This window comes from Curtobacterium sp. MCBA15_012, assembly GCF_001864935.2.
Classification (GTDB): domain Bacteria; phylum Actinomycetota; class Actinomycetes; order Actinomycetales; family Microbacteriaceae; genus Curtobacterium.
Map to the genome: position 1 here is coordinate 17,957 of NZ_CP126267.1, position 13,285 is coordinate 31,241.

Below are 13,285 nucleotides of genomic sequence, written 5' to 3' on the forward strand. Positions count from 1 at the left end.
CGTTCACTGGCAGCCGGCTGACGGCGGAGGCTCCCGACCAACCGTTACGCAACGGTGTCGGAAGCCCCCGTCCGGGTGACGCTCAGCCGGTCTTCGAGGTACCCGTACCGGTGCCCGTTCCCGCTCCGTTCGCCGGGGGCGTGGAGGTCGGCGAGGGGCTCGACGTCCAGGTGGCCGTGGCGGGGTCCGAGTCCTCGGAGGGCGCGAGCGAGCCGCACGTCACGTTGTAGCTGAACGACACCGGGGTGCCGGCGGCGTCGGCCTGGATCGTCACCGCGGTCGAGCTGGTGTCACCCGAGGTCGCACCGGAGGCGTCCTTCCCACCGGTGACCTTCCACGAGTACTTCGACACCGAGTAGCCGTCCGGGCAGGTGGCGGCCGACCAGCTGAAGGTGACCGACCCCGTGCTCGACACCGACGACGCGTTCGGGGTGTTCGGCTTGTTGGCCGTCGGCGGGGTCGTGTACTGCGTGACCGTGATGGTCGTGCCGTCCATGACGCTGCCCGTGGGGGTCAGGTCGGCGACGGTGTTCGCCTGTGCAGCGGTCGGCGCGGGGCTGCCGTCCTGCACGTCCACCTCGAAGCCGAGCTCCTGGAGGGCGTTGCGGACGTCGTCGGTGGCACGGCCGACGTACTGGCTCTTGTCGATGAACTGCCGGGCCGGCTGCGACGGGGTCGGGGACGGCGTGTTGCTCGGCCGCGCCGAGGCGCTGGGCGACTGGGACGCCGGGGTCTTCCCGCCGTCGCCGTTCCCACCGCCGTTGAGCGCGAACGCGACGACCGCGCCGATGATCGCCAGGAGGGCGACCCCACCGACGACCCACCAGATCCAGGCACGCTTCTTCGGCTCGTCCTCGTCGGGCGAGGCGGGCGATCCCGGCGTGGTCGGCGGACCGGCGAGGGCGCCGGCCTGGGTGCCGATGAGTGCGGTCGCCTGGTCGTCGCCGCGGTCCGCCGGAGGGTTGAACGCGACGGTGCCGGCACCGCCGACGGCGGGGACCGCGACGGTGGCGGCCGCGACGTCGCCACGGCGGAGCGCCTGGGCGGCACGCGCCAGGTTCGCCGCGGTCGCGGGACGGTCGGCGGGCTTCTTCGCGATGCAGGACAGCACGAGTGCGGCCACGGGCTCCGGCACGTCGGACGGCAGCGCGGGGGGCTGCTCGTTGATGTGCGCCATCGCGATCGCGACCTGCGACTCACCCGTGAACGGGCGCCGGCCGGCGAGGGCCTCGTACGCGACGATGCCGAGCGAGTAGACGTCGGTGGACGGCGAGGCCGGGTGACCGCTCGCCTGCTCGGGCGACAGGTACTGGACCGTGCCCATCACCTGCCCGGTCGCCGTGAGCGGCACCTGGTCGGCGATGCGCGCGATCCCGAAGTCGGTGATCTTGACGCGGCCGTCCGGGGTGATGAGCAGGTTGCCCGGCTTGATGTCGCGGTGCACGAGGCCCACGGCGTGCGCGGCCTGCAGTGCGTTCGCGGTCTGCGCGACGATGTCGAGCACCTTGTCGACCGGGAGCGTGTGCTCGCGTTCGATCATGGTCGACAGGGCCTCGCCGGGGACGAGCTCCATCACGAGGTAGGCGCTGCCGTCCTCCTCGCCGTAGTCGAAGACGTTGGCGATGCCCTCGTGGTTGACGAGCGCGGCGTGCCGGGCCTCGGCGCGGAAGCGCTCGAGGAAGCCCGGGTCGCCGAGGTACTCGTCCTTGAGGATCTTGAGTGCGACGGTCCGTCCGATGACGAGGTCGGTGGCCTGCCAGACCTCGCCCATGCCGCCGATCGCGACACGGGAGGAGAGCTGGTACCGCCCACCGAAGGTGAGTCCGCTGGTGGGTCTCATTTGTTCAGCACCGCCTCCATGACTTTCTTCGCGACCGGGGCCGCGACCGTGTTGCCGACGCCGGACTGTCCGCGTCCGCCACCGTTCCCGACGACGACCGCGACGGCCACCTCCGGGTCCTTGGCCGGGGCGAACCCCGTGAACCAGAGCGTGTACGGATCGCCCGTACCGCCTTCCGCCGTGCCGGTCTTGCCGGCGACGTCGACACCGTCGATCTTGGCATTGGTACCGGTGCCGTCGTTGACGACGCTCTGCATCGCCTCGGTCAGGTCGGCCGCCTCGGAGCCGGACAGCGGGTCGCTGTACTGGCGCGGCGAGAACGACTCGACGGTCTTCAGGTCGCTCGTCGTGATCGAGTCGACGAGCGACGGCTGCATGACCTTGCCACCGTTGGCGATACCGGCCGACACCATCGCGATCTGCAGCGGCGACACGCGCACGCTGGCCTGGCCGAAGGCGCTCAGCATGAGCTGGGCGGTCGAGTCGACGTCGGGGTACTGGCTCGCCGTGGCGCGCATCGGCACCTCGATGGCGTCGCCGAACCCGTACCCGTCGGCGACGGACTTGATCTCGTCGTACCCGAGCTTCTGGCCGAGCTCCGCGAACGGGATGTTGCACGAGTACTGGATCGCCGTGCGCAGCTTCACCGTCTCGCCACCGCCGCAGGACCCGCCCTCGGCGTTGTTGATGAACGTGTTCGTGCCGGGGAGCTGGAGCCGGGCCGGGTTCGGGAACTCGGAGTCGAGGTCGTACTTGCCGTCCTTGAGCGCGGCCGACGCGACGACGAGCTTGAAGACCGATCCCGGCGTGTAGAGGTCGCCGCCGATGGCGCGGTTCTGCAAGGGGGTGGGCTTCTGCGCGAGGAGGGCGTCGTACTCGGCCTTGACCTTCGCGGTGTCGTGCGAGGTGAGCGCGTTCGGGTCGTACTCGGGCTTGGACACCATCGCGAGGATCTTGCCGGTCTTCGGCTGGATCGCGACGACGGCGCCGGAGTTCGACCCGAGGGCGTCGTACGCGGCCTGCTGCACGTCGGGGTCGATCGTCAGGTTGACGTTGTCGCCCTGGATGTCCTGCCCGGTGAGGATCGCGTTGAGGTTCTGGAAGAACGAGGCGTCGGAGTTGCCCGACAGGACCGAGTTCTCGGCGCCCTCGATGCCGGTGTTGCCCTGGCCGATCGTGAAGTACCCCGTGACGGCCGAGTAGAGCGCACCGTTCGTGTAGGAGCGCTGGTACTGGTACTGGTCGTCCACCGGGGTCGACTCGGCGATCGGGCTGCCGTTGACGAGGATCGCGCCCCGCTTGGTGGAGTAGCTGTCCAGGATGGTCCGGGAGTTGCGCGAGTCGGCGCGCAGGGAGTCGGACGCGAAGAACTGGATCGAGGTCGTCGACACGAACAGTGCGACGAACATGAGCACGATGACGGTCGAGACACCGCGGAGCTGTCGGTTCACCGGCTGTGCTCCTTCCTGGTCGCGGCCTTCGTGCGCGGAGCCTTCCCGCGCGCGGCCGGGATCGCGCCCTGCTGGACGCGCTGTTCTGCGGGGATCGCGTCGGTCAGTCGCAGCAGCATCGCCGCGATGATCCAGTTGGCGATCAGGGAGGACCCACCGGCCGCCATGAAGGGCGTGGTCAGACCGGTCACCGGGATGATGCGGGTGATGCCGCCGACGACGACGAACACCTGCAGGGCGATCGTGAAGCCGAAGCCGACCCCGAGGAGCTTGCCGAAGTCGTCCTGGGCCATGAAGGCCACCCGCAGGCCGCGGGAGGCCAGCACGATGAACAGTGCCAGGATCGCGAAGACACCGATGAGCCCGAGTTCCTCACCGAGGGACGCGACGATGTAGTCGGCGTTCGCCACCGGGGTGATGTACGGCCGGCCCTGCCCGAGGCCGGTCCCGGTGATGCCGCCGTTCGCGAACCCGAACAGGCCCTGCACGAGCTGGTAGCTGCCCTGCGTCTGTCGCGAGAAGATCGCCTGGTCGAACGGGTCGAGCCACTGCTCGAACCGGCCGCGCACGTACACGAGGGCGGCCTGGGCGACGATCGCACCACCGATGAACAGCGTCAGGCCGATCGCGACCCAGCTGAGCCGTCCCGTGGCGACGTAGATCATCACGAGGAACAGGCCGAAGTACAGCAGCGCCGTGCCGAGGTCGCGCTGGAAGACGAGGACGGCCATCGCGGCGCCCCACATCACCAGGATCGGGCCGAGGTCACGTGCTCGCGGGAACGTCATGCCGAGGAACTTCTTGCCGACGATCGACAGCGAGTCGCGGGCGGTGACGAGGTACCCGGCGAAGAACAGCGCCATGGTGATCTTCGCGAGCTCACCCGGCTGGAACGAGAACGGGCCGATCCGGATCCAGACGCGTGCGCCGCCGATGTTCTCGCCGATCACCGGCAGCATCGGCATGAGGAGCAGGAAGATCGTCAGCGCCATGAAGATGTAGCGGTAGCGCTGCAGGAACCGGTGGTTGCGGACCACCACGACGGTGATCGTCGCGAGCACCATCGCGAGCATCGTCCAGACGATCTGCTTCACGCCGATCGCGTCCCAGCCGGTCAGGCCGTTGTGGACGTCGATGCGGTAGATCTCGGCGATCCCGATGCCGTTGAGCACGAGGGCGACCGGCAGGATGAACGGGTCGGCGTTCTTCGCGACGACCCGGAGCACGCAGTGCATGACGAGCGCGAGCCCGAGGATCCCGCCCCCGACCCACAGCACGCCCGTGTCGAACAGGCGGCCCTTGGTGCCGAGCTGGACGAGCACCATCGCCCCGGCGCAGATGCCGCAAGCGATGACGAGCAGCACGAGCTCGAGGTTGCGGGCGCGCGCGGGTTCGCGGAGCTTGATCGTGATCGCCTGGGTGAAGGACTGTGCGGTGGCGGTGCTCATCACAGCGCCTCCGCCCCGGGCGAGGGCGTTCCCGCTGCCGCCGGTGCCGCCGGTGCTGCCGGCGCCTCGGTCGGGGAGTCGGACGGGGTGGGCGTCGGCGAGGACGACGGGGACCCGTCGCCACCGGTCCCGGCCTGGTCCTGTCCGGTCTCCGCGGCCTTGCGCAGGCGGTCGACGATGTCCCGAGCGTCGGACAACGACGTCGCGTTGATCGTCGAGCGGACGTTCTCGCGGGTGTACTCCGGCAGCGACGCGGTGCTGATGTCGGTGTCCTCGTACACGTCGGACAGCGCGATCGGACCGATCGACTGCTGGACGCCCTTGTAGATCGCGACGGTGCCGCGGTCGGTGCCCACGTAGTAGTGGTCCTGCGTGATCCGCCAGCCCAGGAACACGGCGCCGACGAGCAGCCCGACCGCCGCGACGAGCGCGATCGTCCAACCGATCCGTCGGCGCACCCGGCGACGACGGTCCTCGGCGATGAGCTCGGCGAAGTACTGGTCCGACTCGGGCTCGAAGTGCGAGTCCTCGGGCGCGGCGCTGACCTTGAGGGGGTGCAGCAGGATCGTGGGGAGGCGGATCGGCTTGCGGCCGGTCGACGCCTCGAAGGTCAGGGGTGCTGCGGCGGACCCGACCGTGGTGGCGGCCTCGTCGTCGTCGACCACGTCGCCGTCGGTCACGTCCATCACGACGACGGTGACGTTGTCGGGGGCGCCGTGGTCGAGCGTCTCCTTGACCAGGCGCTGGGTGACCTGGTTGGCGTCCATCGTCGACGCCAGGGCGTGTCGGATGCGCTCCTCGGCGAGGTACGAGGACAGGCCGTCGGAGCACAGGAGCCAGCGGTCGCCGGCCTGGATGTCCATGACGGCGGTGTCGACCTCGGGTGCCGCGTCGACGTCGCCGAGCACCCGCATGAGCACCGAGCGGCGCGGGTGGACCGCTGCTTCCTCCGGTGTGATGCGACCGCTGTCGACGAGCCGCTGCACGAACGTGTGGTCGGACGTGATCTGCTGCAGCTCACCGTCGCGCATCCGGTAGATGCGCGAGTCGCCGATGTGGGCGATGGCGATCTGCTCGCCGACCCGGATGAGCGCGGACACCGTGGTGCCCATGCCGGTGAGTTCCTGGTGCTCGAAGACCGTCTCGGTGATGAGCTGGTTCGCGGCGATGAGGGCCGACTGCAGGGCGAACTCGGCGTCGTGCGCGGAGGGGAACTCGCGGTCCACCTCGCGGATCCGACGGATGGCGATCGCAGAGGCGACGTCGCCGCCCGCGTGGCCGCCCATGCCGTCGGCGACGGCGAAGAGGTGGGTGCCGGCGTAGCCGGAGTCCTGGTTGTTGGCGCGGATGCGCCCCACGTGGGACACAGCGGCGCTCAGCGTGCGAGCGGTCATGTCCGGGTTACCGCCGCAGCTCGAACGTCGTCGTCCCGATCGTGATCGGTGTCCGCTCCGCGATGGTCACGGGGGTGGTCACCTTCTGACCGTCGACGAAGGTGCCGTTCGTGGACTCGAGGTCGGTGAGGACCCACCCCGACGCCCGGAGTTCCAGGCGGGCGTGGTGGGTGGACGTGTAGTCGTCGCGGATCACGACGTTGGACTCGCTGGAGCGGCCGATGGTGATCGGTCCGCCGCCGAGCGGCATCTCGAGGCCCTCACGTGCGCCCTCGGTGATGACGAGCCGCGTCGGGACGCCGCTCGCGGTCTGCTGCGGCGTCGGTCCGGAGGACTGCCCGATCAGCTCGGTGAACGCGCCACCCGACGCGGCCGCCGGAGCCGCCGCAGCGGGGACCACGGGGGTCGTCGGGCCGGACGGTGCGGCCTTCGGATCGGTGGGGATCGTGCGCACGCGCTGGCCGAACAGGTCGCTCCGCAGGGCGAAGACGATCACGAACACGAACAGCCACAGCACCGCGAGGAACGCGAAGCGCAGGACGAGCAGGGTCAGCCCTGTGGTCATCGAGCACCTCCGTCGCTCTCGGGGATCACCCGGAACACCATACGGGTACGACCGATCTCGATCGTCGAGTCCGGCTCCACGATGGCCTGCTGGAAGCGCTGACCGTCGAGTTTCGAGCCGTTCGTGGACCCCAGGTCGTTGGCCTGGGCGTGCTTGCCGTCCCAGATCACCTCGACGTGCTTGCGGCTCGTGCCGGTGTCGGCGACGGTGATGTCGGCGTCCGTCCCGCGGCCGATCACGGTGCGTCCGCGCTGCAGCCGGTGACGCTGGGAGCCGATGTCGAGGACCGCGACCCACGCGACGTCGCGCTGCACGGTGCTCGAGTCCACCTGAAGGATCCCGGTCGAGAGCGTGCCGTCCTGCTGCAACCGGATCGTCACCGGGCCCGAGAACGAGTAGTTCTGCGCCACGGCGTGCTGCTGCACCATCGAGGTCAGCTCGTCGATGAGCGGCCGTCCCACGTCGTTCATGCGCGTGAAGTCCGGCGGTGCGAGCCGGACGGTGAACTCGTTCGGCACGAGGATGCGCTCCCGCGACACCACGGCGGCCTTGGTGTCGAGCTCGCGGCGCAGGGCGCTCGAGATCTCCACGGGCTGCACGCCGGAGCGGAAGGTCTTCGCGAACGCACCGTTGACGGCGCGCTCCAACCCTCGCTCGAAGCTGTCCAAGAGGCCCATGTGTCTCCAGTGTCGTCGGTCACGGACCACTGCATGGTAGTGGGTGGCACCCGGGCCCGTCTGACAGTGGTCACGGGGCCCCTCGGCGCCGTGCTAATGTTGCCGGGCTGGCGCGAGTGGCGGAATTGGTAGACGCGCACGGTTCAGGTCCGTGTGCTGGAAACGGCGTGGGGGTTCAAGTCCCCCCTCGCGCACCAGGTGAGGAACGGCCCCCGGAGGAATCCGGGGGCCGTTCCGCGTTTCCGGGAGTCTGCTGCCCCGGGACGTCCGCTGCCCCGGGACGTCCGCCGCCCCGGCCCGTCCGCTGCCCCGGCCCGTCAGCCCGCGAAGGCGGCGAGGGCGTCGTCGAGCATCCGGTGCCCCTGCTCCTCGAAGCCGGCGTCACCCACCTCGTGTGCCCACACCGCGGTGCCGACGGCCTCGCGGAGCTGGATCCAGCGCCACGCGTCCGGGGTCCGGGGATCGCCCCCGTACCCGTCGATGAAGGCGGTCTCGAGCGCCGGGTCGTGCTGCCAGTGCAGGACGGCGAGCCGTGTGAGGTCCGTCGCGGCCGGACGGAACGCGAAGCGTCCGAGGTCGATCGCGCGGAGGCGGCCGTCATCGACCACCCAGTTGCGGGGCTGCCAGTCGCCGTGCGTCGGCACGACGGTCACCGGGGTCGGACGGAACCGGGCGAGCACGGCGCGGACGGCCTCGACCCGCTCGGCCGGGATCCGGTGCCGCTGGTCGAGCTGACCCGTGGTCCTCGCCTGCTCTCGCTCGGCGTAGGTCGGGTCGGTCCACGCTGTCTGGTCGTGGAGGCGTCGGAGCAGGGCGCCCGCCTGCCGGTGCACCGCGGGGTCGTGTTCGTCCGGGGTGCCGAGCGCGAGACGGCCCGGGACCCGGTCGAGCACGAGGACCCGGGTGTCCTCGTCCGCCGCGACCAGGGCTCCGGCATCGCCGCGCGCGACGAGCACGTCGGTCCACCCGCGGTGCGCCGTGAGCTCGCGGGGGAAGTGGGTGTTCGCCGGTCCGCAGGCCTTGACGACGAGGTCGCGTCCGCCCGACCGCACGTGGAGCACGACGGTGTCGAGCAGCCCCCAGGAGTGGTCGGCGACGAGTTCGACGTCCGGCAGCACCGACCGGACGAACGTCTGCTGCGCCGGGGTCAAGCCGGCGCGCCCCCACGCGTCGGCAGCGACCTGGTGTTCCCCGTCCCCGTCCCCGTCCCCGTTCCCCACCCAGACACGGTAGCCCGGAGGTCGATCAGTGGGCCAGGCCGGTGAGCTCGCCCACGGCGATCGCGGCCGCCAGCGCCACGAAGGGTCCCAGGGCGACGACGCTCACCCACCGGTGCTCCACGAGCAGCGCGACGAACTCGCGCAGGAACGCGCTCGGGACGTAGTAGCGGGCGGTCCGGGAGCCGACGACCTGGGCGTCCGCGCCGAGTCGGCGGGCGAGGGAGGCGGTGCGGAGGACGTGGTAGTCGCTCGTCACGAGCAGCAGCGGTCCGGTCCGACCGGCGTCGCGCAGCAGCTCGACCGAGCGCTCGATGTTCTCGCGGGTCGTGGTCGACCGGTCCTCGGCGAGGACGTCCTCGGCGGGGACGCCCTGGTCGAGCAGGTACTCGCGCATCGCGGTCGCCTCGGCCCGGACCTCGTCCGACCCCTGTCCGCCGGACGGCACGAGGAGCGGGCGGTTGCCCCGCGCCACCTCGGCACGCCACGCCTGGACGCCCCGGTCGAGTCGGCCGCGCAGGAGCGGGGTCACCGTGCCGTCCGCGCGCAGGCCCGCCCCGTGCACGACGACCGCGGTCGGGGCGACGCCGTGGCGCATCCGCCCGTACACCACCGAGTAGAGGGCGAACGAGACGAAGGCGGCACTGGCGTACGCGGAGACGAGGGCGAGCAGTGCCGCGACGGTCACGCCCACGACGCCGAACCGGACGACGAGCACGACGGCGACGACCGGCAGGACGAGCACGGCGACACCGGCGAGCAGGGAGAGCTGGTTGCCGAGGCTCCGCCCTTCCTTGCGGAGCATGGTCACACTGTTGGCGACGAGGGCGACGCCGAACACCACGACGCTGATCGGGAGCGCGAGTGCGAGCAGCCCGAGGGCGACGACCGCGGGCAGCGACCAGTCGGCGGCGACGACCAGTCCGCCGAGCACGCCGAACACGACGGCGGTGGTGAGGAAGACGCCGTTCCGCAGCATCCTCGGGTCGCGACGGCGGCAGACCAGGTAGGCGATGAGGAAGACCGCGGCGACGACGAGCAGGAACACGAGTACAGAATACCGGGCGGTGTGCGCGGCCCGACGGTCAGGTCGCGGACCGGCCGCCCTCGCGGGTCCCGGCGAGTCCGTGGTCGTGGGCGTACACGACGAGCTGGACCCGGTCGCGGAGCGAGAGCTTGCCGAGGATGCTCGAGATCTGCGTCTTCACGGTCGACTCGGTGACGAACTCCTTCGCCGCGATCTCGGCGTTCGACAGCCCGCGCGAAGCCCACCCGAACACGATCCGCTCCCGGTCGGTCAGGGTCTGGAACGCGGCGGGCTGGGGCTTCGGCGCGCGCTCGACGTCGGCGCCGAACAGCTGCGAGACGTCGTTCGGCGCGATCACCGAGCTGCCCTCGTGCACGGCCCGGACCGCGGCGAACAGGAACGGCGGCGTGGTGTCCTTGAGCAGGAATCCGCTCGCGCCCAGGCGGATCGCGGTGGCCGCCGCGGGGTCGAGGCCGAACGTGGTCAGCACGACGACGCGGGGGAGCGGCTCGCCCACGGCACCGGAGTAGAGCTGTCGGACGGTCTCGACGCCGTCCATGCCGGCCATCCGCATGTCGAGCAGCACCACGTCGGGGCGCAGTTCGCGGATGCGGTCGAGGGCCTCGGCGCCGTCCGACGCCTCGCCGACGACCTGCATGTCGGGCTGGGCGTCGAGGACGACCCGCAGGCCGGCGCGGAACAGTGCCTGGTCGTCGGTGAGCAGGATGCGGATCGGGGCAGCGGTGGGGCCGGTCGGCGGCTCGGCACCCCGTTCGGTGCCGGTGTGTGCGCCGCTGTGTGGCTCGGTCATCGGTTCGTCCCCCCTCGGACGTCGTACGGGATGCGCGCGCGTGCGGTGAACACGTCGTCGAGCACGGCGGCGTCGAAGGACCCGCCGATCGTGGTGAGTCGGGTCTGCATGCCGGTGAGTCCGCGGCCGGATCCGCGCGGGTGGGCGGCGAGTTCGTCGATGCCGAGCTCCTCGCCGACCGGGAGCGAGGCGGAGCGCACGGCGTTCTCGACCTCGAGCACGAGGTCCGCCGACCGCCAGGTTTCGCGGACGTCGACGGCACCGCCGGGCACGCCGTGTCGGAGCGCGTTCGTCAGCATCTCCTGCAGCACCCGGCGGGCCGCCGTCCCGTGCACCGGGCCGAGCGGTCGGGAGGCACCCCGGACGGTGTGCTCGACCGTGACACCGGCGTCGCGGATGCCGCGGACGATCTCCTCGAAGGAGGCCGGGTCGACGGTGGCGTCGGACCCGTCGATGTGGCCGAGGACCTGGCGCACCTCGACCAGGGAGCTCCGGGCGGTGCTCGCGATGGTGGCGCTGACCTCGCGGACGCGTGCCTCGTCGTCGAGGAACGGCACGGAGTCGGCCTGCGCGATGATCACGGCGAGGGAGTGGCCGACGACGTCGTGCACGTCGCGGGCGATGTCGGCGCGGATGCGTTCGGACTCGGCTTCGTCCACGGCGCGGGTGGCGACGGCCTCGGCACGGTTCGCGACCGCCTCGGCGCGCGTGGCCGCGGCCTCGGCGTCGATGCGGCGGACGGCCTCGGCGTTCTGGGAGCGGACGGCCCGGGTGGCGAGCCCACCCGCCCAGACCGAGACGAGCGCGAGGGTCGGCGCCGCGAGGACGATCGCGACCTGCTCCGAGGGCCCGTTCAGCAGCAGTGCGTACCGGTAACCGGTCTTGGAGAGGTACAGGGAGGCGAGGACTCCGGCGCCGAGGGAGAGCAGACCGGCGAGGACGACCTCGATCTTCGTGCCGACGATCGCGACGCTGCCGACCACGACGAAGAGCGCGACGTCGACGAGTGAGGGACGCTCCCCGTTCCACACCTGGACGACGCCGAGGGCGACCGCGGCGAGCATCGCCCCGGACGGGCTGAGCCGACGGAGGGCGATCGCGACGGTCGCGGCCGTGACGGCGAGGGCGCTCGCCCGTTCGAGCTCGAGGTCGATCGGTGCGAGGAAGACGAGGCAGGCGAGCGCGGCCCACGTCAGGTCGACGACGAGGGATCGGCGAGGGAGGACCCTGGTGAACCCCTGACCGCCCCTCACGGATCGATCATCGCACGGCGCTCGGGCGTGGCGGGGTTCACGGGATCGGGGACATCGCGATCAGGGCGACCGCAGTGACGGCGATGATCGCGGCGCAGGTCGCGAGGGTTGCGATCACGTGCTTGGTCGAGGTCTCCATGCTGACGAGCCTCGCGGAGGAGGCGGCGCGGGGCATCGGGCGGAGGGACGAGCGCCGTCGTCCGGAAGGACGAACCCGGTCGTCCTGCGGTCCGGAGCCCGGGAGGGTCGGAGCGCCCACGCGGGTGCGCGGATGCGGCAGGATCAGCACGTGTCCCGTACCGAGCCCGCCGGGGGAGCCGGAACCGCCCCCACGGCCCCTGCACCCACCGTGCTCGGGCGCGTGCTGCGGCGCCGCCTGCGCGACCCGGTCTGCCGCGCCTGTGCACACCCGTGGGCGGGGCATCCCGGTGCGCCCTCGGACGGGAGCGGCACCGAGTGTGCCGCCTGCCGGTCCGAGCGGGACCACGCCGGTGCGCCCGAGGGTGCGGACCCGTGCTCCGCGACGGTACCGACCGCGCTCCTGGACCGAGCGACCGTGGTGCCGGACCGTCCGGAGCGCTGGTGGCACCGGGTGGCGGTCTTCCCGCTGCGGGTGATCCTCGTGGTCCTCGACGGACTGGGCTGAGCCGTCACCCTGGTCGTGACCGCGTGACCGCGTGACCGCGTGACCGCGTGACCGCGTGACCGCGTCACCGGACGACGGCCGACCGGTCGGCCCGGATCTCGGCCCGGGCCGGAACGGCTCGCGCACGGCGCACAGCGCGCGGAGACGGTGACCGACCGGCGGCCGGGAGGCGCGTGGCGGCGCCGCCACGCGCCTCCCGGCCGCCCGTCGCTCGCGTCTCAGATCGTGAGCTGCCCGAGCACGCGGTGTGCGATCGAGACGGACTCGCCGCTCACCGCGGACCGCGGTGAGGCGAGGAACGCGACGAGGTCCGCGATCTGCTGCGGGCTCGACTCGCCACCGGCGCCGCGCTGCACCTGCGCTGCCGGCTCGTCCGTCACCGTGCCCGGGTTCACGACGTTCACGGCCACACCGGTGCCCGCGACCTGGTCGGCGAGGTTCTTCGCGATGACGTTCGTCGCGGCGTTCCGGAGCGAGGTCGTGATGTTCCCCGCGAGGTAGGCGTTCTGCCCGCTCACCACGACGACGCGACCGAAGCCGGCGGCGCGCTGCGCGGGGAGCACGGCGTTCGCGACGCGGAGGAAGCCGAGCGCCTTGCCGTCGATCGCGGCGGCGACCTGCTCGGGGTCCGATGCCCGGTCGGGGTCGAGCGTGCCCGCCGCGGGCGCCGCGGTGACCACGAGGACGTCGATGCGTCCGTGCTGGTCGAGCACCCGCGCGACCGCGGCGTCGACCGACTCCTGCGACGCGGTGTCCATGCGGACGTCGTCGGGGCCGCCGGCGGTGCGGGAGGCGACGACGACGTGCGCGCCCTCGCGACGGAGGGTCTCGGCGACGACGCTGCCGATGTACCCGTGACCGCCGACGACGAGGGCGGTCCGGCCGGTGAGTTCGAGGTCCATGCGCGCCACGGTAGGCCGCGGTGCTGCGCGCCGTCCGGTGCGCTGTCCGGCGTG

11 protein-coding genes and 1 tRNA gene are annotated in these 13,285 nt (G+C 71.8%); 1 reads left to right on the top strand and 11 read right to left on the bottom strand.

Annotated elements, in window-relative coordinates; all coding sequences use genetic code 11:
• Positions 1 to 82: 82 nt before the first annotated feature.
• Genes QOL15_RS00085 through QOL15_RS00110 form a run of 6 tightly spaced genes read right to left on the bottom strand, consistent with a single transcriptional unit; the run spans position 83 to position 7,375 of the window.
• Positions 83 to 1,840, bottom strand: a complete 1,758-nt coding sequence (locus QOL15_RS00085; protein WP_071248038.1) for a protein kinase — start codon at positions 1,838 to 1,840, stop codon at positions 83 to 85.
• Positions 1,837 to 3,291 (bottom strand): penicillin-binding protein 2, encoded by a 1,455-nt coding sequence (locus QOL15_RS00090; protein ID WP_071248034.1) that lies wholly within the window; start codon positions 3,289 to 3,291, stop codon positions 1,837 to 1,839. The genes QOL15_RS00085 and QOL15_RS00090 overlap by 4 nt, the downstream gene beginning before the upstream one ends.
• Positions 3,288 to 4,739 (bottom strand): FtsW/RodA/SpoVE family cell cycle protein, encoded by a 1,452-nt coding sequence (locus QOL15_RS00095; protein ID WP_071248031.1) that lies wholly within the window; start codon positions 4,737 to 4,739, stop codon positions 3,288 to 3,290. The genes QOL15_RS00090 and QOL15_RS00095 overlap by 4 nt, the downstream gene beginning before the upstream one ends.
• Positions 4,739 to 6,133, bottom strand: coding sequence for a Stp1/IreP family PP2C-type Ser/Thr phosphatase (locus QOL15_RS00100; protein WP_083394036.1), 1,395 nt, complete (start codon positions 6,131 to 6,133; stop codon positions 4,739 to 4,741). The genes QOL15_RS00095 and QOL15_RS00100 overlap by 1 nt, the downstream gene beginning before the upstream one ends.
• A gap of 7 nt (positions 6,134 to 6,140) precedes the next feature.
• Complete coding sequence (locus QOL15_RS00105; protein ID WP_065960419.1) at positions 6,141 to 6,698, bottom strand: FHA domain-containing protein; 558 nt, start codon at positions 6,696 to 6,698, stop codon at positions 6,141 to 6,143.
• Positions 6,695 to 7,375, bottom strand: coding sequence for a DUF3662 and FHA domain-containing protein (locus QOL15_RS00110; protein WP_065960415.1), 681 nt, complete (start codon positions 7,373 to 7,375; stop codon positions 6,695 to 6,697). The genes QOL15_RS00105 and QOL15_RS00110 overlap by 4 nt, the downstream gene beginning before the upstream one ends.
• A 110-nt stretch (positions 7,376 to 7,485) precedes the next feature.
• Here QOL15_RS00110 and QOL15_RS00115 point away from each other — a divergent pair.
• Positions 7,486 to 7,572 (top strand) — tRNA-Leu (locus QOL15_RS00115).
• 120 nt (positions 7,573 to 7,692) lie between these two features.
• On the opposite strand, the gene QOL15_RS00120 is transcribed toward QOL15_RS00115, so the two are convergent.
• The 5 genes from QOL15_RS00120 to QOL15_RS00140 form a co-directional block, all read right to left on the bottom strand.
• On the bottom strand, positions 7,693 to 8,595 hold the full coding sequence (locus QOL15_RS00120) for an aminoglycoside phosphotransferase family protein (protein ID WP_254784136.1): 903 nt from the start codon (positions 8,593 to 8,595) through the stop codon (positions 7,693 to 7,695).
• Between the two features lie 25 nt (positions 8,596 to 8,620).
• Positions 8,621 to 9,640, bottom strand: a complete 1,020-nt coding sequence (locus QOL15_RS00125; protein ID WP_071248028.1) for a YdcF family protein — start codon at positions 9,638 to 9,640, stop codon at positions 8,621 to 8,623.
• 37 nt (positions 9,641 to 9,677) lie between these two features.
• Positions 9,678 to 10,430, bottom strand: coding sequence for a response regulator transcription factor (locus QOL15_RS00130; RefSeq protein ID WP_254784135.1), 753 nt, complete (start codon positions 10,428 to 10,430; stop codon positions 9,678 to 9,680).
• Entirely contained in the window at positions 10,427 to 11,683 is a 1,257-nt protein-coding gene (locus QOL15_RS00135; protein ID WP_083394035.1) for a sensor histidine kinase, read from the bottom strand. The genes QOL15_RS00130 and QOL15_RS00135 overlap by 4 nt, the downstream gene beginning before the upstream one ends.
• A gap of 864 nt (positions 11,684 to 12,547) precedes the next feature.
• The gene (locus QOL15_RS00140) at positions 12,548 to 13,231 is read right to left on the bottom strand and encodes an SDR family NAD(P)-dependent oxidoreductase (protein WP_071248206.1); all 684 of its coding nucleotides are present in this window, start codon (positions 13,229 to 13,231) and stop codon (positions 12,548 to 12,550) included.
• Positions 13,232 to 13,285 lie beyond the last annotated feature (54 nt).

Excerpts from the sequence above, each read along its gene's own strand:
- QOL15_RS00085 (WP_071248038.1), bottom strand. The coding sequence starts at position 1,840 with ATGAGACCCACCAGCGGACTCACCTTCGGTGGGCGGTACCAGCTCTCC.
- QOL15_RS00095 (WP_071248031.1), bottom strand. The coding sequence starts at position 4,739 with ATGAGCACCGCCACCGCACAGTCCTTCACCCAGGCGATCACGATCAAG.
- QOL15_RS00100 (WP_083394036.1), bottom strand. The coding sequence starts at position 6,133 with ATGACCGCTCGCACGCTGAGCGCCGCTGTGTCCCACGTGGGGCGCATC.
- QOL15_RS00105 (WP_065960419.1), bottom strand. The coding sequence starts at position 6,698 with ATGACCACAGGGCTGACCCTGCTCGTCCTGCGCTTCGCGTTCCTCGCG.
- QOL15_RS00110 (WP_065960415.1), bottom strand. The coding sequence starts at position 7,375 with ATGGGCCTCTTGGACAGCTTCGAGCGAGGGTTGGAGCGCGCCGTCAAC.
- QOL15_RS00130 (WP_254784135.1), bottom strand. The coding sequence starts at position 10,430 with ATGACCGAGCCACACAGCGGCGCACACACCGGCACCGAACGGGGTGCC.
- QOL15_RS00140 (WP_071248206.1), bottom strand. The coding sequence starts at position 13,231 with ATGGACCTCGAACTCACCGGCCGGACCGCCCTCGTCGTCGGCGGTCAC.